Origin of the sequence: Streptomyces sp. LaPpAH-108, assembly GCF_000373625.1 — a bacterium.
Lineage (GTDB): Bacteria > Actinomycetota > Actinomycetes > Streptomycetales > Streptomycetaceae > Streptomyces.
The window spans coordinates 203,161-225,858 of record NZ_KB891993.1; the positions used below are offsets into that span (position 1 = coordinate 203,161).

The 22,698-nt window shown below is 69.9% G+C and carries 24 protein-coding genes and 1 riboswitch; of the genes, 17 read left to right on the forward strand and 7 right to left on the reverse strand.

The window, feature by feature from the left end:
• The first annotated feature begins 35 nt into the window (after positions 1–35).
• A complete protein-coding gene (locus tag B079_RS0112350; protein ID WP_018546116.1) occupies positions 36–701 on the forward strand; it encodes a phosphoribosyltransferase in 666 nt (221 codons plus the stop codon).
• A 306-nt stretch (positions 702–1,007) separates the two neighbouring features.
• A complete protein-coding gene (locus B079_RS0112355; RefSeq protein WP_018546117.1) occupies positions 1,008–1,871 on the forward strand; it encodes a helix-turn-helix domain-containing protein in 864 nt (287 codons plus the stop codon).
• A gap of 20 nt (positions 1,872–1,891) precedes the next feature.
• Here B079_RS0112355 and B079_RS0112360 read toward each other — a convergent pair whose 3' ends face one another.
• Together B079_RS0112360 and B079_RS0112365 are read right to left on the reverse strand one after the other, a co-directional pair.
• Positions 1,892–2,731 (reverse strand): SAM-dependent methyltransferase, encoded by an 840-nt coding sequence (locus B079_RS0112360; protein ID WP_018546118.1) that lies wholly within the window; start codon positions 2,729–2,731, stop codon positions 1,892–1,894.
• Between the two features lie 241 nt (positions 2,732–2,972).
• Positions 2,973–3,194 (reverse strand): DUF397 domain-containing protein, encoded by a 222-nt coding sequence (locus tag B079_RS0112365; RefSeq protein ID WP_234016782.1) that lies wholly within the window; start codon positions 3,192–3,194, stop codon positions 2,973–2,975.
• A 567-nt stretch (positions 3,195–3,761) separates the two neighbouring features.
• On the opposite strand from B079_RS0112365, the gene B079_RS0112370 reads away from it, so the two are divergent.
• The 4 genes from B079_RS0112370 (at position 3,762) to B079_RS31830 (ending at position 6,407) form a co-directional block, all read left to right on the forward strand.
• Entirely contained in the window at positions 3,762–4,067 is a 306-nt protein-coding gene (locus B079_RS0112370; protein ID WP_158684973.1) for a hypothetical protein, read from the forward strand.
• A 43-nt stretch (positions 4,068–4,110) separates the two neighbouring features.
• On the forward strand, positions 4,111–4,338 hold the full coding sequence (locus B079_RS31820) for a helix-turn-helix domain-containing protein (RefSeq protein WP_018546121.1): 228 nt from the start codon (positions 4,111–4,113) through the stop codon (positions 4,336–4,338).
• An 855-nt stretch (positions 4,339–5,193) separates the two neighbouring features.
• A complete protein-coding gene (locus tag B079_RS31825; protein ID WP_051095117.1) occupies positions 5,194–5,445 on the forward strand; it encodes a hypothetical protein in 252 nt (83 codons plus the stop codon).
• Positions 5,446–5,519: 74 nt separating this feature from the next.
• The gene (locus tag B079_RS31830; RefSeq protein WP_051095069.1) at positions 5,520–6,407 is read left to right on the forward strand and encodes a helix-turn-helix domain-containing protein; all 888 of its coding nucleotides are present in this window, start codon (positions 5,520–5,522) and stop codon (positions 6,405–6,407) included.
• Between the two features lie 247 nt (positions 6,408–6,654).
• On the opposite strand, the gene B079_RS31835 is transcribed toward B079_RS31830, so the two are convergent.
• Positions 6,655–7,458: a glycosyltransferase family 2 protein gene (locus B079_RS31835; RefSeq protein WP_018546126.1), complete on the reverse strand. Its 804-nt coding sequence runs from the start codon at positions 7,456–7,458 to the stop codon at positions 6,655–6,657.
• An 83-nt stretch (positions 7,459–7,541) separates the two neighbouring features.
• Here B079_RS31835 and B079_RS0112400 point away from each other — a divergent pair, with 83 nt between their 5' ends.
• Both B079_RS0112400 and B079_RS0112405 read left to right on the forward strand, forming a co-directional pair.
• The gene (locus tag B079_RS0112400) at positions 7,542–8,522 is read left to right on the forward strand and encodes an NAD(P)H-quinone oxidoreductase (protein ID WP_018546127.1); all 981 of its coding nucleotides are present in this window, start codon (positions 7,542–7,544) and stop codon (positions 8,520–8,522) included.
• 106 nt (positions 8,523–8,628) lie between these two features.
• Positions 8,629–9,789: an NAD-dependent formate dehydrogenase gene (locus tag B079_RS0112405; protein WP_018546128.1), complete on the forward strand. Its 1,161-nt coding sequence runs from the start codon at positions 8,629–8,631 to the stop codon at positions 9,787–9,789.
• A gap of 21 nt (positions 9,790–9,810) precedes the next feature.
• Here B079_RS0112405 and B079_RS0112410 read toward each other — a convergent pair whose 3' ends face one another.
• Together B079_RS0112410 and B079_RS0112415 are read right to left on the reverse strand one after the other, a co-directional pair.
• Positions 9,811–10,509: a type 1 glutamine amidotransferase domain-containing protein gene (locus B079_RS0112410; protein ID WP_026248625.1), complete on the reverse strand. Its 699-nt coding sequence runs from the start codon at positions 10,507–10,509 to the stop codon at positions 9,811–9,813.
• A 21-nt stretch (positions 10,510–10,530) separates the two neighbouring features.
• The gene (locus tag B079_RS0112415) at positions 10,531–11,550 is read right to left on the reverse strand and encodes an LLM class flavin-dependent oxidoreductase (protein WP_018546130.1); all 1,020 of its coding nucleotides are present in this window, start codon (positions 11,548–11,550) and stop codon (positions 10,531–10,533) included.
• Between the two features lie 184 nt (positions 11,551–11,734).
• Here B079_RS0112415 and B079_RS0112420 point away from each other — a divergent pair, with 184 nt between their 5' ends.
• Entirely contained in the window at positions 11,735–12,676 is a 942-nt protein-coding gene (locus tag B079_RS0112420; protein ID WP_026248626.1) for a quinone oxidoreductase family protein, read from the forward strand.
• Between the two features lie 25 nt (positions 12,677–12,701).
• Here B079_RS0112420 and B079_RS0112425 read toward each other — a convergent pair whose 3' ends face one another.
• Positions 12,702–13,169, reverse strand: a complete 468-nt coding sequence (locus B079_RS0112425) for a hypothetical protein (RefSeq protein ID WP_018546132.1) — start codon at positions 13,167–13,169, stop codon at positions 12,702–12,704.
• Positions 13,170–13,377: 208 nt separating this feature from the next.
• On the opposite strand from B079_RS0112425, the gene B079_RS0112430 reads away from it, so the two are divergent.
• From B079_RS0112430 to B079_RS31840, 5 genes are all read left to right on the forward strand, one after another.
• Complete coding sequence (locus tag B079_RS0112430) at positions 13,378–14,193, forward strand: DUF427 domain-containing protein (RefSeq protein WP_018546133.1); 816 nt, start codon at positions 13,378–13,380, stop codon at positions 14,191–14,193.
• 143 nt (positions 14,194–14,336) lie between these two features.
• Positions 14,337–14,762, forward strand: a complete 426-nt coding sequence (locus B079_RS0112435) for a hypothetical protein (protein WP_018546134.1) — start codon at positions 14,337–14,339, stop codon at positions 14,760–14,762.
• On the forward strand, positions 14,759–15,379 hold the full coding sequence (locus B079_RS0112440; protein ID WP_018546135.1) for a class F sortase: 621 nt from the start codon (positions 14,759–14,761) through the stop codon (positions 15,377–15,379). Before B079_RS0112435 ends, B079_RS0112440 begins: the two co-directional genes overlap by 4 nt.
• Positions 15,380–15,499: 120 nt before the next feature.
• Positions 15,500–15,991, forward strand: coding sequence for an RNA polymerase sigma factor (locus B079_RS0112445; RefSeq protein WP_018546136.1), 492 nt, complete (start codon positions 15,500–15,502; stop codon positions 15,989–15,991).
• Positions 15,975–16,496, forward strand: coding sequence for a hypothetical protein (locus B079_RS31840; protein ID WP_018546137.1), 522 nt, complete (start codon positions 15,975–15,977; stop codon positions 16,494–16,496). Before B079_RS0112445 ends, B079_RS31840 begins: the two co-directional genes overlap by 17 nt.
• 103 nt (positions 16,497–16,599) lie before the next feature.
• Here the strand turns inward: B079_RS31840 and B079_RS0112455 are convergent, their stop codons facing one another.
• Positions 16,600–18,039: a short-chain fatty acyl-CoA regulator family protein gene (locus B079_RS0112455; RefSeq protein ID WP_018546138.1), complete on the reverse strand. Its 1,440-nt coding sequence runs from the start codon at positions 18,037–18,039 to the stop codon at positions 16,600–16,602.
• A gap of 384 nt (positions 18,040–18,423) precedes the next feature.
• On the opposite strand from B079_RS0112455, the gene aceA reads away from it, so the two are divergent.
• The 3 genes from aceA (at position 18,424) to B079_RS0112470 (ending at position 22,247) form a co-directional block, all read left to right on the forward strand.
• A complete protein-coding gene (gene aceA / locus B079_RS0112460) occupies positions 18,424–19,707 on the forward strand; it encodes an isocitrate lyase (protein WP_018546139.1) in 1,284 nt (427 codons plus the stop codon).
• An 81-nt stretch (positions 19,708–19,788) separates the two neighbouring features.
• Positions 19,789–21,381, forward strand: a complete 1,593-nt coding sequence (aceB, locus tag B079_RS0112465; RefSeq protein WP_018546140.1) for a malate synthase A — start codon at positions 19,789–19,791, stop codon at positions 21,379–21,381.
• A complete protein-coding gene (locus B079_RS0112470) occupies positions 21,378–22,247 on the forward strand; it encodes a 3-hydroxybutyryl-CoA dehydrogenase (RefSeq protein ID WP_018546141.1) in 870 nt (289 codons plus the stop codon). Before aceB ends, B079_RS0112470 begins: the two co-directional genes overlap by 4 nt.
• A gap of 190 nt (positions 22,248–22,437) precedes the next feature.
• A riboswitch (cobalamin riboswitch) is annotated at positions 22,438–22,662 on the forward strand.
• The last annotated feature ends 36 nt before the right edge of the window (positions 22,663–22,698 follow it).

Below are 22,698 nucleotides of genomic sequence, written 5' to 3' on the forward strand. Positions count from 1 at the left end.
GTCCGCAGGAGTCGCCGGAAGGCAGGTGACCGCCCATGCGATTCCCCGACCGCCGCCGCGCCGGCCAGGAACTGGGCGTCCGGCTGACGGAGTGGGCCGCCGAAGGCGACCTGGTCGAGCCCGTCGTCCTGGCGCTGCCCCGGGGCGGTGTCCCGGTGGCGGCCGAGGTCGCCCGGGCCCTCGGAGCCCCGCTCGACATCCTGGTGGCCCGCAAGATCGGCGTACCGGGCCACCCGGAGACCGGCATCGGCGCGATCGTGGGCGACGGCCCCCCGCTGTTCGACCGCCGCGCACTGACGATGCTCGGCCTCGGCGAGGGCGAACTCGCCCCGGACGTGGCCCGCGAACGCACCGAACTCCACCGCCGGGAGCGCCTCTACCGCGGCGACCGTCCCCCGCCCGGCCTCTCCGGCCGCACCGTGATCCTCGTGGACGACGGCCTGGCCACCGGCGCCACCGCCCGCGCCGCCCTCCACCATCTGCGCACCCACTCCCCCGCCCGGCTGATCCTCGCCGTCCCCGTCGGCGCCCCCAGCGCGGTCACCGACCTCCGCCAGATCGCCGACGACGTCATCTGCCTCCACACACCCTCCGCCTTCCAGGCGGTCGGCCAGTGGTACGACGACTTCGACCAGGTCGGCGACGAGGAGGTCCTTCGGGCTCTGGAGGAGGCGTGGGCGGACAGCAGGTCGTCGGGGTGACGACTCGCCCGCATCGCGCCAACTCGCGCCACGGCGAGCCATGTTGACTCGTACCGCCCCGCCTCTCGACTCTGAGTAGTGGGCGCGGGTAACAGTCACGGGCTGGGTGAGTTCAGGCCGTACACCTGCGCATAATTGGACTTTTAGTCGATTCCCCCTCCAGCGAGGGCGACGACGGGCACTATGTGTGCCCTGGGCATCACAGTGAGTCCATGAAATCAAGGAGCACAGGTGGTCAAGCAGTTGCCCATCGCCGCCGGGGAGCCTGATGAGGGCTCCGGTCAGAAGGCAGGGCGTAGGGGAGCAGTGCGCTACCTTCAGAACGAGGCAGCGCCGTTCGCGGCACGCATGATGATGGGCAGCGCCCTGCGCCGTCATCGGGAGGCCGTTGGTCTGAGCGCGGGTGAGGTGGCCCGGCAGTTGGAGGGTTCACCCTCGAAGGTGAGCCGGATCGAATCCGGCACGATATCCCCCAAACAGCAGGACCTGTTGAAGTTCTTCTCGCTGTACAAGATCACGGACCCGGAAGAGCAGATGCGGCTGTTCGAGCTGGCCGTGGCCGCCCACAAGCCCGCCTGGTGGCAGTCCTGGTCGACGGTCGCGCCGAAGTATCTGCAAGCCGTGGTCAGCTTCGAGGACATGGCCACCCGGATCAGGTCCTTCGAACCCCTCTATCTGCACGGCCTGTTGCAGACCCCCGAATACGCCCGGGCGCTGATCGAGCGAGGTCGTGGGCCCAAGAGCGGGCACGACGAACTGGTCCGGTTTCGCGCTGAACGCCACGAGCGGTTCACTTCGGCGCCGGACAAGAAGCTGCTCTGCGTCGTGGACGAGGCCACGCTGGGACGCTACGTCGGATCGGCGGAGATCATGCGCGGACAGCTGAAGCACTTGATCGCACTGACACAAGATCCTCGCTTCCAGCTCCACCTCGCCCCGTCCCACGACTACAGCGTGCACGTCGAACTCGGCCCCACGACCATCTTCGACTTCGCGGGCCGTCTGCCCACGATCGCTTTCGCGGAGGGGTACGACGGGGGCCTGGTCATCGAGGACGAGCAGATGGTGGACCGCCGGGTGAAGGCGTTCGACGTGCTCGTCGCCCGCTCGCTCGCACCTCACGCGACGAGACGGCGGCTGCAGCACATCCTGGACACCAACCGCTACTGACGACCAAGGCCCCGGCGCCGTCAGAGCTTTCGCGCGACGCCGGCGTAAAGGGACACCAACTCGTCAGCGATGAAGCCCGGTTCGCTGTCGGCCTGCGGACGCCACTGGTGCGCCAGCACCACTTCGGGATCGACGAGTTCGAGACCGTCGAAGAAGCGCAGGACCTCCGCCCGGGTGCGCACCTGGGCGGGCGTTCCGCGTTGCGCGTAGGTGTCGATGATGGCCTGCCACGTCTCGGGGGCGAAGTCGCCCGTGCAGTGGGTCAGGCTCAGGTAGGAGCCGGGCACCAGCCGGTCCATGAAGCTGCGGACGACGTCGTACGGCCCCCGGTCATCGGGGATGAAGTGGAGCAGCGCGTGGAGGCTGAGGCCGACCGGCTGGCCGAAATCCACGATGTTCTCCGCCTCGACCGCGGCAAAGACCGCCTCGGGACCGGTGGCGTCCGCCTGGACGAAACAGGTTCGGCCCTCCGATGTGCCGGTGAGCAGTTCGTCCGCGTAGACGAGGACGATCGGGTCGTTGTCGATGTAGACGACCCGGCACTCCGGGGCGACGTCCTGGACCACTTCGTGCAGATTGGGAGCCGTGGGGATTCCCGTCCCGACATCGATGAACTGCCGCACTCCTTGCTCCGCCAAGTACCGCGCGGCGCGGTGCATGTAAGCGCGGTTCACACGGGCTATGGTCTCGATCGCCGGAAACAGCCGGATCACCGCTTGGGCCGCCTCACGGTCCACGGCGTAGTTGGTCTTGCCGCCCAAGTAATAGTCGTACATCCGCGCACTGTGCGCCTGATCCTGCTTCAAGAACAGCTCGTTGTTGTCCCGCCCGTGCCCTTGCGCGGCGCGCTCCCCCACCATGCTCCTCCCCGGCATCCACGGCCACCCGTCCCCGCCGGGTGCGGAATGCACTTGCATTATCCCCATCCGTACCGGCCGTTCCGCAGAGATGTCCACAGCTGAACGATTTTCTCGACATCTCGAACACATGCCGTTGCCCAGGCGACGGTACGGACGAAACGAACGTGACCCCAGACAGAGGCCGCCGGGAAACACCGACCGCGAAGGCGGTCGGCATCTCCCAGCGGCCCGGTCGGCTGCCTCAGAGGTCGCCGCTGTCGACGGCGGTGACGAACGCGGCGGCCGTCCCCTTCGACACCGCCATCACCGGACCGCCCTGATCCTTGGAGTCGCGGAAGAGCACGTGGTCACCGCCCGGTTCGGCGACCTCCACGCACGACCCCTCCGGAAGGCTGTACGAACTCTTCCGCCATGCGACACCGGCCCACTCCGGGCTGCGCCGCTCCATACCCGTCGGTTTCATCACCGGACGACCTCCTGCGGTGAACGAACTCCCCGTTGCCGGGATGCAATTGCATCACGGCCCGACTTTGGGAGGATCACCGCTCCACACGCCATGTATGCATGGTTGAAGCAACAATGTCTCGAATCCGCTGGCCCACTCCTCATGCAAGTGCGCCCCATGGCCCCTCGACTTCGGGGCATCGTGGGCTCCACTGGCAAAATACTCTGGAATATGCGCCTGGCATAGGAAATGATCTAGGTGTTTCGTACGCCCTAAGAAAAGATGACGAGTTCCTCCGTGATGCCGGGGCTCTCAGCAGCAGAAGAAGGGGGCGCATAAAAGGGGCGCACGCTCCCGGGAAATCGAACGCGCCCTCCGGCTGCGGTCATGAATACGCCTCGCGGTCGAGTCACCGAAAGAACTGGCATTGCCATGTTCTGCCGCTCAAGTGGATTCCAAAAGGCGGGAGTTCGGCCTAGCGTCCGTCGTGCCCGGCGATGCGCCGAGCGGCACAGGGCCCCGGCTGATGACGGCGAATCACTGCACCGGGGCCCGGTGTCCACGATTCCTCCAAGGAGGCCCGCCATGACCCCCTCCCCTCGGCGACGACGCCGTAAACCGCGCCACGCCCGCCCACGTCGTATGCGCCTGAGCCGCCTGTGCCCGCTCTGCGTGATCGACGGGCTCGAAACCCTCACCGGCCCCGCCGGGCAGCTGCTCCTCACCCACGAGTCCGGGCACTGGACCAACACCGCGGTGAGCGCCGGCCTTCTCCTCCTGCGCTCGGTGGGGCGCCCCTGCCCCCACACGGCCGACACCCCCACCCGACCCGCACCCGACCCGGATCGTCCCCACGAATCCGGCGCCCGCGAGGCCCTCGATGTCACCTGATTCCAGCCACACATGGAGCAGCCCGGCCCACATCGGCCACGTCATGGACCGAGTCCGCAGGCAGGCCGCTCTCACCCCGGAAGTCCTCGCCCGCAAAACCGGCACGGCCCTCGACCACCTCGCCGGCATCCTCTCCGGCCACCACTTCCCCACCCGCCGCTTCACCCTCACCTACGCCAAAGCCTGCGGCGCCGACCCCCAAGTCCTCCTCCTGGTCTGGGAGAACGAACACGACCGCCGAAGCACGCCGTCCCACCCGGGGAGGAGCTAGTGCCCCCAGATCACAGTCAGCAGGACACCACGGCCCCCGTCGACGACAAGACGCGGGAGGGCTCGCCCGCGCACGAGGCGTCGAGGTCGACGCCCCGGTCTTCCGGGGCACCCCAGGCCATCTCCGATCGGGCCTGCCTCCTGGATGGCGCATCGGGCGCGCAATTCATTGGAACGCGTGCGAATGCTCTCAACAGAAAGCGACATAACGCCCATTACTGGAAGTGGACTCTCCATCTCGGCGGCAGGGCATATCGTCGTCCCTGCGATGTCGACTCACTCGATCGACAGGTGCAACTCACCGCATCGGCACATGAGTTCGTGGTCATGCCACACCCATCGATGCACAGGAGGACGCACGTGGACAACGGGGAGTCTCGCGGAAACGGTAGGGGGCCGACGAAGGTCTTACTCGCGTTCCTGTCAGCGCTGATCATCCGCTTCGCCGGAGACTGGTTCAGCGACTGGAGGAAGCGGCACGGCCTGTAGGTCGACCCCCGACCACCCTTCACTGACCGCCAACGCGGCCAGCGGGACGGGTCTCGCGAACCCGCCCACCTGGGGTCGCGCCTTGCCGGGCGCGGCCCCACACTCATGTCGACAGCCGCAATCTACGTTGATGCGTACCGCTGTTCAATCGGCGAGACGGTCAAGCCATGCCCCGCCCGCTCCAGCACCTTAGCGTCTCCCCGCACACGCGGGGGTGGGCTTCTCAGCAAGTCCTTCGCGCAAGTTCGCGCAAACTTCGCGCTACTGGCCTCAGGAAGCCGCAAGTATCCGCAAGCAGCTTGGCGTCACGGTGCGCGATCACTCACCCTCGTAGGGTCAAGACGTCCCCGGCCGCATGGAGGTTTTCGTGGCTCTGCACTTGCTGTGCAAGGACCCTGAGAGTCCGAACAATGGCAGTCCCACGCTCTACTACGACGACGAAACGGGCAGTTACCTGCTCCAGTCATGGAAGGTCAACGACCTCTCACGGTTGGCCTCCATGGCCGTTCCTGACCACGAGACGGTCGTCGAGTTCCCCGCAAGACTGCTCGCACTGTTCCCGAGCCACGACACCATGCCGCACAAATCCGCAAACAATCCCGGGAATAAGACGGGATGAATATCTAAAAGGCGGGGCAATCCGGGCATTCGTGCGGTTAGAGGCTGCGTGCGGGAACACTGCACACTGTCCGCATGCCTACCTCGTCAAGAGTCCGGGAAGCCCGACTCGCCCTGGGACAGCGGTTACGTGCGTTGCGGCAGAAGCACGACCTCACGTCACGTGAACTGGCGCGTCTGTGCGGGTGGCACGAGTCGAAGTGCAGCCGTATCGAGAACGGCCACACCGCCGCGTCCCTGGCGGACATCAGAGCGTGGGCACAGGCTTGCGGTGAAGACGCCGCTGCGGCTGAACTCATCGACATCGCCCGGGGCATCGACGGCATGTACGTCGAGTGGCGAGCCATGGAGCGTGCCGGACTGAAGGGCGCCCAGGAGAGCGTCCTCCCGCTCTGGGAGCAGACGCGCCGGTTCAAGGCGTACGCCCAGAATCTGATTCCGGGGCCGTTGCAGAGCCGCGCCTACACCCAGGCCGTTCTCTCCGGTATCCGAGAACGCCGTGGTCTGCCCGACGATGTGGAAGCCGCCGTCGTCACCCGCATGGACAAACAGAAGGTCCTCAGCGAAAGGGGAAAGCAGTTCGAGATCGTGCTGGAGGAGGCGGTCCTCTACCGGCGCGTAGGGCCTCAGGAGGTCATGATCGAGCAGCTGAGCCGCCTGTTGGAGGCCAGCGTGCTCCCTTCTGTCTCCCTTGGGATCATCCCGATGAACGCCAGCCGCAGCCTCATGCCGCCGGTCGAGGACTTCTGGGTGTTCGACGACCGCCAGGTGAACGTCGAACTTGTCTCCGCGTTCCTCACCATCAGGCATGGAAGTGAAGTCAGGCGCTATCTCGACGATTTCGCGCGCTTGACCGAGCTGGCATACCGAGGGGGGCCCGCCCTCACCCTCATAGCCGCAGCCATCAATTCCTACGCCCGCTCGCACGGGGAATCCCGAAGGGCGGGTCCTGTGGACGAATAGCAGAACGGAGAGCCAGAGTTGCAGCCCAGACGGCCGGGGCGCCATGACGACCGCTCCAGCATCTTCGACACCCGGGCGCACTTGTACGTCAGGGAGCACCCCTTCGCCGCCATCGGCACGGCCGCTCTGACCGTCGTCGGCCTCGCGCTGGTCGGCACCTTCACCAGCCCCACCGGCCGGCCGCCGGACGGTCCTGTCGCCTCGACACATACCGCGGCCGTGCACCACGGCCGCGCATCCGGCCACGTCAGACCACAGGCGGTCGCCCCGCCCGGGTCAGTCGCCAGACCGTCCGCCAGGACATCGGGCGCCGCTCACCGTGACCCCCGCGCAGCCCCTCCGCGAAGCCCTTGAGACAGACGGTCAGGTTTCCGGAGGTGCGCAGGCGCCACAGGGTGAGGGTGGTCCAAGTGGTGAGGTAGAGGGGGATCAAGGGGACGGGGAGGCGGCGCAGGGCGAGCCAGACTCGGTTGCGGGCGACCAGGCGGTAGTAGGGGGCGTGGCGGGCGGGGTTCGTCGCTGGGTGGTGGACCTCGATGTCGGCGGCGTACCAGCCGGTGCGGCCGAGGTTCCAGAGCCGCCAGGAGAGGTCGACGCCCTCGTGGAAGAGGAAGAAGTGGCCGGGCCAGCCGCCGACGGCGTCGAAGTCCGCCCGTCGTACGAGGACGACGCCCTCGGCCATGACGGTGACGACGCCGGAGCGTCGGGCGTCGCGTGAGCGTAGCCGGGGCACCCAGCGGCCCAGGGTCTCGCCGGTGGCGGGGTCGGCGATGCGGGGCTGGACGTAGGCGGCGTCCGGGTGCCGGTCGGACGCGGCGATCAGCCGGGTGAGGGTGTGCGGGTCGGGGAGGACCGCGTCGTTGTCGAAGAACAGCACGAATTCGGCACCACCGGCCGCCAGCGCGTCGGCTCCCACGTTGTGGCCCTCCGGGATACCCGTGTTCGCCACGAGCGCGACGCTCCGTACACCCTCGGGTACGTCGTCCGGTTCCACACCGTTCCCGACGATCACCACGCGCAGGTCCACGTCCTGCTGAGCGAGGACCGACACAGGTGGCGCAATTCGCGAACACGATCAACCGGGGCGAAACGGCCTCCCCGGGAGACGCCCCTCGCGGAGGTACCGTCGCCGCCATGCACGCGATCACGATTTCCGAACCCGGTGGGCCCGAGAAGCTGACCTGGACCGAGGTGCCCGATCCGGTGCCCGGTGAGGGCGAGGTGCTGGTCGATGTGGTGGCGGCGGCCGTCAACCGCGCCGACATCATGCAGCGCCAGGGGGTGTACGACCCGCCGCCCGGCGCTTCCGTCTACCCCGGTCTGGAGTGCTCCGGGAAGGTCGCCGCGCTCGGGCCCGGCGTCTCCGGCTGGTCCGTCGGCGACGAGGTGTGCGCACTGCTCACGGGTGGTGGCTACGCCCAGAAGGTCGCCGTTCCGGCCGGTCAGCTGCTTCCCGTGCCCAAGGGCGTCAGCCTGGTGCAGGCCGCCGCGCTGCCCGAAGTGGCGTGCACCGTCTGGTCCAACGTCTTCATGGTGGCCCATCTGCGCGCGGGCGAGGTGCTGCTGGTGCAGGGCGGCGCCGGTGGTATCGGGACGATGGCGATCCAGCTGGCCAAGGCCATCGGCGCCCGGGTCGCGGTGACGGCCGGTTCGAAGGCGAAGCTGGATTTCTGCGCCGAGCTGGGCGCGGACATCCTGATCGACTATCACGAGCAGGACTTCGTCACCGAGATCAAGCGGGCCACGGACGGCGCGGGCACCGATGTCATCCTCGACAACATGGGCGGCGGCGCGTACCTGGACCGCAACGTCCAGGCCCTCGCCGTCAACGGACGCCTCGCGATCATCGGCCTTCAGGGCGGCACCAAGGGTGAGCTGAACATCGCCGCCCTGCTGATGAGGGAGGGGACCGTCACCGCGACCTCGCTGCGGTCCCGGCCGCTGAAGGAGAAGGCCGCCATCGTCGCGGGCGTACGCGAGCACGTCTGGCCGCTGATCGCGTCGGGGAAGGTACGGCCCGTCATCGACCGCGAACTGCCGATGACCGACGCCGCCGAGGCACATCGCGTGATGGACGAGAGCCACATCGGCAAGGTGCTGCTCACCGCGCCGTAGCGGCTCGACGGTTTCTTCGACTTCTTCGACAGGCGCCCCCTTACGTGCACTGTTAGGGTCACGCCGAACACCCAGAGTAATCACCCTTACCGTGAAGGGTTCGCTGATGGCGACGGTTCTGTGCGTCCTTTATCCCGACCCCCAGTCCGGATATCCACCGGTCTACGCCCGGGACGAGATCCCGGAGGTCCCCTGGTACCCGAACGGCCGACCGGCACCCGCCCCGCAGGGTCCGCTGGGATTCAAGCCGGGGGAACTCGTCGGCTGCGTCTCGGGGGAACTCGGGCTGCGTGGTTACCTCGAAAAGCTCGGCCATGAATTCATCGTGACGAGCGACAAGGACGGTGAGCAGTCCGAGTTCGAGAAGTATCTTCCCGAGGCCGAGATCGTCATCTCGCAGCCGTTCTGGCCCGCGTATCTCACGAAGGAGCGCATCGCCAAGGCGTCGAAGCTGAAGCTGGCGCTCACGGCGGGGATCGGCTCCGATCACGTCGATCTGCGGGCCGCCGCGCAGGCGGGGGTGACCGTCGCCGAGGTCACGGGCTCGAACAGCATCAGCGTGGCCGAGCACGTCGTCATGATGATCCTGTCCCAGGTCCGCAACTACCTTCCGGCGCACACCATTTCGGCCGGTGGCGTCTGGAACATCGCGGACTGCGTGGAGCGCGGCTACGACGTGCAGGGCATGAAGTACGGGGCGGTCGGGGCGGGTCGGATCGGGCTGGCCGTGCTGGAGCGGCTGAAGCCGTTCGGTCTGGAGCTGCACTATCACCAGCGGCATCCGCTCGATCCGCAGACCGAGAAGGAGTTGGGCCTCACCTACCACGCCGATCTGGAGTCGATGATCCGCGACATCGACATCGTGAGCCTCCAATTGCCGCTGTATCCGTCGACGGAGAACATGCTGGACGCGGAGATGTTCGGCAAGATGAAGCGCGGGACGTACGTCATCAATTGCGGGCGTGCGCGGCTGGTGGACCGTGACGCCGTGGTCGACGCTCTCAAGTCCGGTCAGATCGCCGGTTATGCGGGGGACGTGTGGTATCCCGAGCCCGCGCCGCTCGATCACCCCTGGCGCACCATGCAGTTCAACGGAATGACACCGCACATCGCCGGAACGACGCTTTCCGCACAGGCGCGTTATGCCGCCGGAACCCTCGATATCCTGCAGTGCTATTTCGAGGGGCGTCCGATGTGCGAGGAATACCTCATCATCGACGGCGGAAATCTCGCGGGCGCGGGAGCCCAGTCGTACGAGCTGGGCTGATCGGCTCCCGCGCTCACGCTTTCAGTGGCTGTTGAGCATGGAGACGACCTTTTCGGCCAGCGGCCCGGCGGAGGCCGGGTTCTGGCCGGAGAGGAGGTTGCCGTCGACGATGACGTGCGGTGCCCAGGCCTTGACGTCCTCGACCGTGCCGCCGCGTGACCTGATCACGTTCTCCAGCAGCCAGGGGGCGAGTTCCGCGGTGCCGTTGAGTTTTTCCTCCTCGTTGCTGAACGCGGCCATGGTGCGGCCCTCGAAGAGCCAGCGGCCACCCGGCAGGCTCGCCGAGAGCAGCGCGGCCGGGCCGTGGCAGACCGGCGCGATGATCTTCTTGACGGCTTCGGCCTCCTGGAGGATCCGGCCCAGGTCGGGGTCGTAGGCCAGGTCTTCCATCGGGGTGTGGCCGCCGGGGATGAAGATCGCGTCGTACAGGTCGACGTCGACCTCGGACAGCGGCAGCGGGCTGGCGAGTTCCGCCGCGTGTTCCTCGATGTACGCGGCGTACCGGGGCGCCTCGGGGCCCGCGACCTCGGGCTTGAGGCTCACCGGGTCGGGGACGGGCTTGCCGCCGTCGGGGGCCGCGATGTCCACGGTGAATCCGGCCTCGGTGAGGATGCGGTGCGGGACCACGAACTCCTCGGCCCAGTAGCCGCTCGGGTGCTTCGTGCCGTTGGCGAGCGTCCAGTAGTCGACGCCCGACAGCACCATCAGGATCCTTGCCATGATCGCCGTCACTTCCTCGGGTCAGTCGGCGCGGTCCAGACCCCATGCCTCGGCGAGCAGCGCGAACGAACGCGACCGGTGCGCGGGGTCGTGCGTATAGGTGGTGATGATCAGCTCGTCCACCTCCAGGTCCGCGACGATCGCCGTCAGCTCGGCGACGACCGTCTCCGGCGACCCGACCGCGCGCACCTGCTGGAAGTCGTCGACGAAGTGCGCGACCTCGTGGCTGAGCACGGCCGCCAGGTCCTCGACCGGGGGTTGCAGCGGGCCGCGTCGGCCGGTGTAGATGCCCGCGGCCATCTGCTGGGCCGTGGTGAACAGGAAGCGCGCCTCGTCGTCGGTCGGCGCGACGAGCACGTTGACGCCCGCCATGGCGTACGGCCGCTTGATCTCGGCGGTGCTGAAGTCCGTCGAGAAGCGTGACCGGTACAGCGCCAGCGCCTGGTGCCGCAGCTGGGGCGCGAAGTGCGAGGCGAAGGCGTACGGCAGGCCCAGGTAGGCGGCGACGGCGGCGCCGTCGAGGCTCGATCCGAGCATCCAGAGCGGGACCTCGGTGCCCCGGCCGGGCAGCGCCTTCACCGCTCCCGGGGCCGCGTCGCGGGAGCCGAGATAGCGGTGCAGTTCCACGACGTCCTCGACGAACGTGTCGGTGGCGGCGGCGCCCCGGCGCAGGGCGGCGGCCGTGGTCGGGTCCGTGCCGGGGGCACGGCCGAGTCCGAGGTCGATGCGGTCGCCGTACATCTCGGCGAGCGTGCCGTAGTACTCCGCCACCATCAGGGGGCTGTGGTTGGGCAGCATCACGCCGCCCGAGCCCAGCCGGATGCGTTCGGTGTGCTCGGCGGCGCGGCCGATGAGCAGCGAGGTCGCGGAGGAGGCGAACGTGACGACGTTGTGGTGCTCGGCGTACCAGTAGCGGTGATAGCCGAGCGAGTCGGCGAGGCGGGCCAGTTCCACGGACTGGTTCAGCGCGGTGGTCGTGTCGGTGCCGGAGGCGACGGGCACGAGGTCGAGGATCGACAGCGGAACGCGCGAGGTTGTCATACCGGCTCGGTCCTTCGTGGCTGTTTCGATGCACGCCCTGCGGACAGACCACGGACAGCGCTCGATCGGAATGCCCGTGCTCGGATTCGGCGCCACAATCTTCGGAAGGGAGTCCCTTCACTGCGAAGGTGTCACACGCCGGACCGGCGCGCAAACAGAGCCTGCGAAGGCACGGAGGTGGGCAGTGCGAGCAGTCGTGATGAAGCGGTACGGAGGGCCTGAGGTCCTAAAGGTCGAGGACGTTCCGGAGCCGGGCGTCGAACCGGAGCACCGGCGCATCGAGGTGACCCGCTCGGGGGTCAACTTCGCGGATCTGCTGGTCCGGGAGGACGACTATCTCACCAGTGTGCCGTTGCCCTTCGTCCCGGGGAACGAGGTCGTCGGCCGCTCGGACGGGGAACGCGTGGCCGCGCTGATGCGGGGCGGGGGCTACGCGCAGGTCTCCCGGGCGCGGCTCGCCACCACGTTCCCGGTCCCGGACGACATCGACGACGAGACGGCGCTGGCGCTCACCCTCCAGGGACAGAGCGCCTGGCACCTGCTGCACACGGTGCTGCGGGTGCGGTCCGGGGAGACCGTGATCGTCCCGGCGGCGGCCGGAGGCGTCGGCTCGCTCGCCGTCCAGCTCGCCAAGCGGGCGGGGGCGCGGGTGGTGGCGATGGCGGGGACACCGGAGAAGCGGGCGTTCGCCGCGGAGCTGGGGGCGGACGCCGTCGTGGACAGCCGGTCCGGCACCCTCGCCGACGATCTCGCCGAGGCGGCGGACGGCGGCGCGGACGCCGCGCTGGAGATGACCGGCGGCGACACCTTCCGCGCCACGATGGACGCCCTCGCTCCCCTGGGCCGCCTGGCCGTGTACGGCGGCGCCGCCACCATGGAGACCACCATCGACACCCGGGAACTCATGTCCACCGGCAAGTCCGTCCAGGGCTTCTGGCTCCCCCTCCTCTACGACAACCGCCACACCCTGACCGAGGCGGCGCACGACCTCTTCGCGGCGGTCCGGTCCGGGGAGCTACGAGTTCCCCCTGTCACCGTCTATCCACTGACCGAGGCGGCCCGGGCCCAGGAGGATCTGCGGGCGCGGCGGACGGTGGGGAAGGTGGCGTTGGATCCGGGGCGGTGAGAACGGGGCTTGCGGGTCCGGCGCCTCAGCTGTGCCGCTTGAGGGTCGCGAGGTCGCAGCTGTCGGGGTCACCGACGAATTCGTAGAGGTGTGGGTTGTCTCGGCTGCCGCCGATGTAGAGACCGTTTCCGTAGGAGCCGCCCTCGGCATCGCTGTCCCGGTAGCCGCTGATCTTGTGAAAGCTGAAGGAGACGGGCCAGTCGGTGTCGTGGGCGGGAGTCAGCTCCCAGGTTCCGCTTCCGGTCCTGCTCCAGGGGTCGCCGTCGGCGTCGTCGAGATCTGTGGGCCAGCCGACCGTCGTGAAGGTTCCGTCGGCGCGGAGAGTCAGCCGTGAGGCGGAGTTCTTATAGGTGCCGACCAGGTCCCGCGTGTTCAGTCCCCTGGGTCTCTGGTCCGCCCCCGGGCATGAGGAGGATCGGCCTGAGCATCCGATCGTGCTCACCGATGCTGCCAGGATCAGCGTGCACGCGAGGCCGAACAGCCTGCGGTTCATATCTGCCCCCACCCATGAGACTCGATTCGATCAGTGTCGCAGTGCGGCGGCGGGTGTCCGGCGGCAGGCCAGGACGTCGGGCAGGCGGGGAAGACGACGTCGGGTGATGGTCTGATGGACTCGACGGACGAAGGGCGCGGCGGGGCGCGGGAGCCGCGCCGCTGGTGTCGTCCGGTCACCGTGTGAGCCAGTCGAAGGAGTTCCGGTCATGACCGCGTTCCCCAGCGTTCCGAGCGTCAGGTCCACCCCCGAAGGCATCCGGTGGGTGCCCTCCGAGCGCTGGGTGCGCGGCCGGGCGGGCGGCAGCATGGTCGTGGACAGCAGGCGTCCCGTCCTCGTGTGGGAGCCCGGAACGCCGGTGCCGCTGTACGCGTTCCCGCGCGAGGAGGTCCGGGAGGATCTGCTCCGCCCGGCGAAGAACCCGCCGCCGCAGGGCACGCACAGCGGATCGCGGGTCTTCTACGACCTGGCGGCCGACGGCGGCCTGCGGGAGAACGCCGCCTGGACCTTCCCGTCCGAGGACCTGGCCGGGTACATCGCCTTCGAGTGGTTCGCTCGGGTGGGCCGGGGCCTGGACCACTGGTACGAGGAGGAAGAGGAGATCTTCGTCCACCCCCGCGACCCGTACAAGCGGGTGGACGCCATCCAGAGCAGCCGCCACGTCCAGGTCGCGATCGACGGCACGGTCGTCGCCGACACCCGCCGCCTGGTGCTGCTCTTCGAGACCGGCCTGCCGACGCGGTACTACATTCCGCGCGAGGACGTACGCCTGGACCTGTTCGAGCCCACCGACCACAGCACCGCGTGCCCGTACAAGGGCACCGCCGCGTACTGGTCCTGGCGGGGTGAGGGCGATGTCCCGCCGAATGTCCTCTGGAGCTACCCCCACCCGCTGCCCGCCGTCGGCGCCGTCCAGGACCTCCTCGCCTTCTACAACGAGGCGGTCGACATCACCGTGGACGGCGAGCCCCTGGAGCGCCCCGTCACCCCCTTCACCAGGCGGTCGCCGGGCGCGGATTCCTGAACCCGCCGCGCCGGATGAGGGTCACCTCCGGCGACTTTGCCAACCCTTTACAACCCAGGCCGCCCCTGTCTCGTCTCTCCGCTCGATCCATCACGCAGCCGCCCCGGCCACCCGCCGGGCCGGCCGACGAAAGAGAGCGATTCATGCGCCGAACAGTCCTCAGCGCCACGGCGGCGGCCTGCGTCGCCGTGCTGGCGAGCACGGTGCCCGCGTTCGCCCACGGGGCGACCCCGACCGCCCGCCCCTCCGTACCGTCCACCTCCGTCCCCTCGGCGCGGCCGAGCGCTCCCGGCGGCGACGAGCCGAGCGCGGTCCCGACCCGGGTGCCGAGCGCGGTCCCCAGCCAAAAGCCGGGCGCGGCGCCGACCCCCGTGCCGTCCGTCGCGCCCGGCAAGGGCCGCGGTCAGGTCGCCGTCGTGCCCAGCGGCGCTCCCGACACCGGTGTGACCACCGGATCGACCGGCTCCGACCGGAGCACCACGCTGATCGGTGGCGGTACCGCCGGTGCCCTCGCGGTGGGCGGCGCGGCCGTCTTCCTCGTGCGCCGCCGACGGGCGACCGGGGCATGACCCGCTTCTCCAGGCGCGCGTTCGTCGTGGCCGCGCTGGTCCCCCTGCTCGCGAGCTGCGTCGGCCACGACGGCACCGGAGTCTCCGCCGGGCGCCCCGTGGACACGCACGCGACCGCACCGTCCTCCGCCGGTACGTCGAACTCCCCTGAGGAGAGCGGCCGTTCGGTACCCGCGCGGCTGCGGATCCCCGGGATCGGCGTCGACACCCCGGTCATGCGGCTCGGGCTGGACCAGGACGGCGGCGTGCAGGTGCCGCCGATCACCGCGCACGACCGGGCGGGCTGGTACGAGAACTCCCCGACGCCCGGCCGGACCGGTCCGTCGGTGATCCTCGGCCATGTCACGGTCGGCGCGTACGGCGACGGCGTCTTCCGCCACCTCGACCGGCTGCACCGGGGCGACGGGATCACGGTGCGCCTGGAGAACGGCACGTCGGCCCGGTTCACGGTCACTTCCGTACAGACCGTCGCCAAGGCCGACTTCCCCACGAAGGCGGTCTACGGCGACGTCGACCGGCCCGAGTTGCGGCTCATCACGTGCGGCGGACCCCGTACCGGCGACGGCTATCGCGACAACGTGATCGTCTTCGCCGCGTCGAGCACCGCGCACCGCTGACCGGTCGCCGCCCGCACGGTCCCGGGCCGACGGAACGTACGCCGTCGGCCCGGGGTCCTACTCGTGGGTGCCCCGGACCCGCCCGGCCCGGAAAAGCGCCCGATCCCCCCATGGAGAACGTTGAAACGGTCCCGAGAGAAGGCGGCGGCAGAGCTGTTCGCCGCCCTCTACCCGCGCCTGGCCGGCTGGTGCCGTCGTCTGGTCGACGACGACGAGACGGCCCACGAGATCGCCTCGGAGGCGTTCACCCGCCTCTGGGCCCGCTGGACGTCCGTGGCGGAGCCCCGGGGCTTCCTCTACGTCACGGCCGCCAACCTCGTCCGGGACCACTGGCGCCGCATGGAGCGCGAGCGCAGGGCCATGCGCCGCGCCACCGTGGAGGCGTCCGTCCAGCCGCCCGCCGAACAGGCCGACCCCTCGGTCCGCCTGCTCGTCCAGGCGCTCCCCGAACGGCTGCGCATACCGACCCTGCTGCACTACTACGCTGACGTGCCGATCCGGGAGGTGGCCGTGCTGACCGGGCGCAAGGAAGGGACCGTCAAGGCCGACCTGCACGCGGCCCGTGAACTGCTCCGCGCCCATCTGAGGAGAAGCCTTGACCACATTCAGTGACGACGGTCCGGACTTCGGCCCCGAGGACCCCCTCGCCGTCATCATGCGCCCGCCCGCCGCGCACCTCGCGCCTCCCCCGGGCCGGTACGAGGAGATCCGCCGGGGCGCGGCCCGCCGCCGCATCCTGCGCACCGCCGTCGGCGCGGGCGCGGCCTGCGCGGTCGCCGCTCTGCTCGCCGTACCGCTGCTGCGTACGGCCCACGAGGCCCCCGCGACCCCGACGGTCCCGCTGGCCCCGCCGCCCGCGAGCAGCCCCACGACGGTGCCGAGCCCGGCCGTGCCGAGCCCGGCCCGGTCGGCTCCCCCGGACGCCGCCCCCGGCTCCGCCACGCAGACGCCGACGGTTCCCACGCGCCGTACGGCTGCCACCGTCTCCCCCTCCGCCGTGCCGTCGGGGCGCCCTGTGTCGGCCCCGGCGGCACGCTCGCGCGGGGCCGTGCCGTCGACGGACCCCGCGCGGCCCGGGGGTGCCGTGACGGCTTCGCCTTCGCGCGGGAGTGGCTGAAGTCCCGGACGAGCGTGGCGCTTTCGGGCGGCGGCTGGTGTCGCTTCCGCTGTCGCGTTGATCAACGGGCCCGCTGGACCGGCGGGTTGAGCTGTCGGACGCCTCATCTCATGGCGGAATCTGGTGCGTTGACGGGCGCCGTCGCGTCGTCCTCGGCCGGATACGGCACGAAGGTGCTGCTGTTCTGGTCGATGCGCAGGGGACGCCCCAGGGGTGGCGCCGCCCGCTGGGAGCAGTCGAGTCGTTCGCAGACGCGGCAGCCCATGCCGATCGGGGTGGCCGCGGAGGTGCGGGACAGGTCGAGGCCGTCGGAGTAGACGAGCCGGTGGGCGTGGCGGATCTCGCAGCCGAGTCCGACGGCGAAGGTCTTGCCGGGTTCGCCCCAGCCGCCGCCGTGCCGGGTGATGGCCCGCGCGGTCCACAAGTACCGCTGTCCGTCGGGCATTTCGGCGACCTGGACGTGGATGCGGCGGGGGGCGGCGAACGCGTCGTAGACGTTCCACAGGGGACAGGTGCCGCCGGCCCGGGAGAAGTGGAAGCCGGTGGCGGACTGCCGTTTGGACATGTTGCCCGCCCGGTCGACCCGGACGAAGGAGAAGGGAACCCCGCGCAGGCGCGGGCGTTGGAGGGTGCTGAGCCGGTGGCAGACGGTCTCGTAGCCGACGCCGTGGTGGTCGGTGAGGCGTTCGATGTCGTAGCGCGCGTCCTCGGCGGCGGCGTGGAACGCGGTGTACGGCAGGATCAGCGCGGCGGCGAAGTAATGGGCGATGCCGATGCGGGCCAGGGCGTGCGTGGGTGAGCCGGGCTCGAAGTCCTCGGCGGCCAGCAGGGCGAGGTCGTCACCGTGTTCCAGCAGGGCCAGTTGGGTCGCCATGCGGAAGGCGCGCTGACCGGGGCGCAGCCGTGCGGACAGGTGGAGGGTGCGGCTCTTGTCGTCGTAGCGGTGCAGGCGTTCGCCGGGCTCGGCCGTGAGCCGGACCCCGTGGACCTCGGCAAGTCGCTTGGTCAGGGCGCCCGTCACCTCGCCGGGCCGGACGCCGATCTCCTCGGCCAGGCGCTCGGCGGTGAGGTCGGTGTCGTGGAGGTAGTTCTGGCGGCGGTAGAAGAAGTCCCGGATCTCCTCGTGGGGTGAGGACGCGGTCGCCCCGTCTCCGGCCCGGCCGTCCGCGGCTCCGGCCAGGCGCTCGGACAGCCGCTGGTTGCGGCGGCCGAGGTCGACCAGGACCTGGGCGATGCCGGGCAGCCGGGTGGCGAGGTCCGTGAGGTCGGCGGCGGAGACACGGGACTCGGCGATCTCCCCGGCCAGTGCCTCGCGCAGGTCGGCCACCAGCCGGGTCGCGTCCCGCTCGGAGAAGAAGCCGGGGTCGACGCCGAAGGTCTCGGTCAGCCGCAGCAGGACGGGGACGGTGAGCGGCCGGGAGTCGTGCTCCATCTGGTTGAGATAGCTCGGCGAGATGCCCAGCACCCGGGCCAGTTCGGCCTGGCTCATCCGGCGCTCCTCGCGCAGCCGCCGCAGCCGCGCCCCCGCGTACGTCTTGCCCACCGAACGCTCCTCCGTACCGGGGACTGGATCTGGTCAGCGTACGGCACCAGTGCCCTGTTCACCCCTTCGCAAGCTTGGCAAAAAGCGGCGAGAAGATTCGCAGAAGTTGGCATTGATCCCCGCTTGATGGCACTCGGTGCCAGTGTCAGAGTCGGAGTACGGCCCGCCGGAACCCAGGGGTCACCGCCCGGAACCGGGGTGCGATTCACTGCCCTGACGTCGGATATCCCGGCAGTGGCGGGGGCTTGTACCGCAGCATCGCTCAGTTTCACCTTCCGGGGCCCCGGCGGGCCGTACCCCAGCAAGACGACACACAGTGCCACCCTCCGTTCCGCCGGATGGCGGGATTGGCAGCAGGCACAGACCGAGGAGACGGTGACTGTCATGGCAGAAGCGAGGACGCGGGCGGCCGAGGAGCTGGCGCGGCGGTGGGCCACCGACCCGAGGTGGCGGGGCGTCGAGCGCACGTACACCGCCGAGGACGTGATCAGGCTCTCCGGCAGCGTCCGCGAGGAGCACACCCTGGCCCGGCGCGGTGCCGAGCGGCTGTGGCGGCAGCTCCACGAGCTGGACTACGTGCACGCCCTGGGCGCGCTGACCGGCGGTCAGGCCGTCCAGCAGGTCAAGGCGGGTCTTCAGGCCGTCTATCTGTCCGGCTGGCAGGTGGCCGCCGACGCCAACCAGGCGGGTCACACCTACCCGGACCAGAGCCTGTACCCGGTCAACTCCGTTCCCCAGGTGGTGCGTCGGATCAACAACGCGCTGCTGCGCGCCGACGAGATCGCCACCGCCGAGGACGCGGGCGACACCACCGACTGGCTGGTGCCGATCGTCGCCGACGCGGAGGCCGGGTTCGGCGGCCCGCTGAACGCGTTCGAGCTGACCAAGGCACTGATCGCGGCGGGCGCGGCCGGTATCCACTACGAGGACCAGCTCGCCTCCGAGAAGAAGTGCGGCCATCTGGGCGGCAAGGTCCTGGTGCCGACCTCGCAGCACATCCGCACCCTGAACGCGGCCCGTCTCGCGGCCGACATCGCGGACGTGCCGACCGTGATCGTCGCCCGCACCGACGCCCTGGCCGCCAACCTGCTCACCAGTGATGTCGATGAGCGCGACGCCGAGTTCGTGACGGGTGAGCGTACGGCGGAAGGCTTCTACCGCGTCCGAGGCGGCATGGCCCCGGTCATCGCGCGCGGCCTCGCCTACGCGCCGTACGCCGACCTCCTCTGGGTCGAGACCGGCACCCCGGACCTGGCGCAGGCCCGCGAGTTCGCGGAGGCGGTCCACGCCCGGTACCCGGACCAGCTGCTGGCCTACAACTGCTCGCCGTCCTTCAACTGGAAGGCCGCGCTGGACGACGACCAGATCGCCAAGTTCCAGCGCGAACTCGGCGCCATGGGCTACGCGTTCCAGTTCATCACCCTCGCGGGCTTCCACTCGCTCAACCACGGCATGTTCGACCTCGCGCGCGGCTACGCCGAGCACGGCATGACCGCCTATGTCGACCTCCAGGAACGGGAGTTCGCCGCGCAGGAACACGGGTTCACCGCCGTGAAGCACCAACGCGAGGTCGGCACCGGCTACTTCGACCTGGTGTCCACCGCCGTCAACCCCGACTCCTCCACGACCGCGCTGTCCGGGTCCACCGAGCAGGAGCAGTTCCACTAGGACGCCCGGGCACCGCCCTCGGCCGAGCGGAGGGGGACGACCGTCTCCGTCCCCCTCCGCTCCCACCCCTCAGGAGATCCGATGTCCACCACCACGTTCACCCGGCAGATCCGTGTCCTGGCGGCGCCCGGCCACCGGCACGACGAGATCCTCACGCCCGCCGCCCTGGACTTCGTCGGCCGTCTGGCCGACGAGTTCGCGCCGCGTCGGCGGGATCTGATGAAGGAGCGCCGCCGGCAGGTGCTCCGACTGGCGTCGGGCTCCCCGCTCGGCTTCCCCCTCGTCACCGCCGCCCTCCGTGACGATCCGGGCTGGCGGGTCGCGCCGCCCGCGCCTGGGCTCACCGACCGGCGCGTGGAGATCACCGGACCGCCCGACCGCCGGATGACCGTCAACGCCCTCAACTCCGGTGCCAAGGTGTGGATGGCGGACTTCGAGGACGCCACCGCGCCGCTGTGGGACAACGTGATCGGCGGCCAGCTCAATCTGCTGGACGCCATCGAGCGGCGCATCGACTTCACCACCGCCGAGGGCAAGGAGTACCGGCTCGGCGAACACCTCGCCACCATCGTCGTACGGCCGCGCGGCTGGCACCTGGACGAGGAGCATCTGGAGTACGACGGGCGGCCCGTGCCCGCCGCACTCGTCGACTTCGGGCTGTACTTCTTCCACTGCGCGCAGCGCCAGATCGACGCCGGGTACGGCCCGTACTTCTATCTCCCCAAGCTGGAGAACCGGTACGAGGCCCGGCTGTGGAACGACATCTTCATCGCCGCCCAGGACCTGCTCGGCATCCCGCGCGGCACCGTCCGCGCCACCGTGCTCATCGAGACGATCACCGCCGCGTTCGAGATGGAGGAGATCCTTTACGAGCTGCGCGAGCACAGCGCGGGCCTGAACGCCGGGCGTTGGGACTACCTCTTCAGCGTCATCAAGACCTTCGGCCACCGCACGGACTTCCTCCTCCCCGACCGGGCCAAGGTCACGATGACCGCACCGTTCATGCGGGCGTACACCGAACTCGTCGTCCGCACCTGCCACAAGCGCGGTGCGCACGCCATCGGCGGCATGGCCGCGCAGGTCCCGAGCAAGGACCCGGCCGCGAACGAGGCCGCGCTGGCCAAGGTGCGCCTTGACAAGGAGCGGGAGGCGGAGGACGGCTTCGACGGGTCCTGGGTGGCCCATCCCGCGCTCGTCCCCGTGTGCCGCGAGGTGTTCGACGGCGTCCTCGGCGACCGGGCACACCAGATCGACCGTACGCGCGACGACGTGGCGGTGACACCGGCCGACCTGCTGTCGGTGCGGCGGATCAGCGGGCCGCCGTCCCCCGAGGGCGTGCGCACCAACGTCTCCGTCGCGCTGCGCTACTTCGCGGCCTGGCTGCGCGGGCAGGGAGCGGTCGCGCTGGACGGCCTGATGGAGGACGCGGCCACCGCCGAGATCGCCCGGGTGCAGATCTGGCAGTGGCTGCGGCACCAGGTCGTCGACCGGCGGACCGTGGAGCGGATCCTCGACGACGAGATCGTCGCGCTCGGCGCCGCGTACCCCTGGGCACCCGTCGACGACATCCGCGCCCTCTTCGAACGGACCGCCATGAGCGGTGAGTTGCCGCTGTTCTTCACTCCGGACGCCTACAGCCACCACCTCGTGCGCCGGACGGAGGCCGACGCGTGAGCGCGGCCGTCGCACGCGTCGGTGTCGTCGGCGGCGGGCAGATGGGTGCGGGCATCGCGGAGGTGTGCGCGCGGGCAGGGCTGGACACCGTGGTCTGCGAGGTGGACGCGGTCGCCGCCCGTGCGGCACGCGACCGGGTCGCCGCATCGCTCGACCGGGCGGTACGGCGCGGAAAGCTGGAGCGGGCGGCGGCGCGGGACGCGCTCGCCCGGACGGTGTTCACCGGCAGCCTGGACGACCTGGCCGACCGGCAGCTGGTCGTCGAGGCCATCGTGGAGAACCCGGATGCGAAGACGGAGGTCTTCGCCGCCCTCGACAAGATCGTCACGGATCCGGCGGCGGTCCTCGCGACCAACACCTCCTCCCTCCCGGTCATGCGGCTCGGCATGGCCACCAGCCGCGCGGACCGGGTCGTGGGCCTGCACTTCTTCAATCCCGTCCCCGTCCTTCCCCTCGTCGAGGTGGTCAGCTCCCTGCACACCTCGGCCGAGACGACCCTTGCCGTGGAGGACTTCGCCACGCGCGCGCTGGGCAAGACGGTGATCCGCTCGCAGGACCGCGCCGGCTTCGTCGTCAACGCCCTGCTCATCCCCTACCTGCTCGCCGCCGTCCGGATGGCGGAGTCCGGCTTCGCCACCGCCGCCGGCATCGACGCCGGGATGGAGCTGGGCTGCGCCCACCCGATGGGCCCGCTCAAGCTGGCCGACCTCATCGGCCTGGACACCGTCGCCTCGATCGCGGAGTCGCTGTACGACGAGTTCCGCGAACCCCTCTACGCCCCTCCCCCGCTGCTCCAGCGCATGGTGGAGGCCGGACTCCTCGGCCGGAAGACCGGGCGCGGGTTCCACGTCTATGCCCAGGGGTGAGGGCCGGCAGAACGTCGCGCGGGGCACTGGTATCCAGTGCCCCGCGCGACGTTCTGCGTCCTGGACGGTTCCGTCGGCCGCCGAGCGGGTCCACAACGAGACGTGCGGCTCCACAGCAGGACTTAGGTATACCTAAGTTTTTTCGGCAACACAACATCTGGCTTGCACCCGCACGCCGAGATCTAGATGTAGTGTTGGCGGTGCTGGTGGTTCGCCAGACACGGCTGTGTCTGGCGTCGCAAGAGGGAACCCGGTGGGAATCCGGGACTGCCCCGCAGCGGTGAGCGGGAACGACCGCCGTCATGAGCACTGGACCCGGGAAACGGGTCCGGGAAGCGACGGCCAGTAGGTGTCCTCCGAGACGAGGAGGACGTGCCCGCGAGTCCGAAGACCTGCCACCGGCGCGTACGCCGGTCCGCGGTGTGCGCGCTCCGAGGCCCCGAGGGAGGGC

Bases quoted from the DNA above. Each gene is read 5' to 3' on its own strand.
- aceB (WP_018546140.1), top strand. From the start codon at position 19,789: ATGTCCACCACCACGTTCACCCGGCAGATCCGTGTCCTGGCGGCGCCC.
- B079_RS0112405 (WP_018546128.1), top strand. From the start codon at position 8,629: ATGGCGACGGTTCTGTGCGTCCTTTATCCCGACCCCCAGTCCGGATAT.
- B079_RS31820 (WP_018546121.1), top strand. From the start codon at position 4,111: ATGGACCGAGTCCGCAGGCAGGCCGCTCTCACCCCGGAAGTCCTCGCC.
- B079_RS0112410 (WP_026248625.1), bottom strand. From the start codon at position 10,509: ATGGCAAGGATCCTGATGGTGCTGTCGGGCGTCGACTACTGGACGCTC.
- B079_RS0112365 (WP_234016782.1), bottom strand. From the start codon at position 3,194: ATGAAACCGACGGGTATGGAGCGGCGCAGCCCGGAGTGGGCCGGTGTC.
- B079_RS0112350 (WP_018546116.1), top strand. From the start codon at position 36: ATGCGATTCCCCGACCGCCGCCGCGCCGGCCAGGAACTGGGCGTCCGG.
- B079_RS0112360 (WP_018546118.1), bottom strand. From the start codon at position 2,731: ATGGTGGGGGAGCGCGCCGCGCAAGGGCACGGGCGGGACAACAACGAG.
- B079_RS0112370 (WP_158684973.1), top strand. From the start codon at position 3,762: ATGACCCCCTCCCCTCGGCGACGACGCCGTAAACCGCGCCACGCCCGC.
- B079_RS0112430 (WP_018546133.1), top strand. From the start codon at position 13,378: ATGACCGCGTTCCCCAGCGTTCCGAGCGTCAGGTCCACCCCCGAAGGC.
- B079_RS0112425 (WP_018546132.1), bottom strand. From the start codon at position 13,169: ATGAACCGCAGGCTGTTCGGCCTCGCGTGCACGCTGATCCTGGCAGCA.
- B079_RS0112415 (WP_018546130.1), bottom strand. From the start codon at position 11,550: ATGACAACCTCGCGCGTTCCGCTGTCGATCCTCGACCTCGTGCCCGTC.
- B079_RS0112435 (WP_018546134.1), top strand. From the start codon at position 14,337: ATGCGCCGAACAGTCCTCAGCGCCACGGCGGCGGCCTGCGTCGCCGTG.
- B079_RS31830 (WP_051095069.1), top strand. From the start codon at position 5,520: ATGCCTACCTCGTCAAGAGTCCGGGAAGCCCGACTCGCCCTGGGACAG.
- B079_RS0112400 (WP_018546127.1), top strand. From the start codon at position 7,542: ATGCACGCGATCACGATTTCCGAACCCGGTGGGCCCGAGAAGCTGACC.
- aceA (WP_018546139.1), top strand. From the start codon at position 18,424: ATGGCAGAAGCGAGGACGCGGGCGGCCGAGGAGCTGGCGCGGCGGTGG.
- B079_RS0112440 (WP_018546135.1), top strand. From the start codon at position 14,759: ATGACCCGCTTCTCCAGGCGCGCGTTCGTCGTGGCCGCGCTGGTCCCC.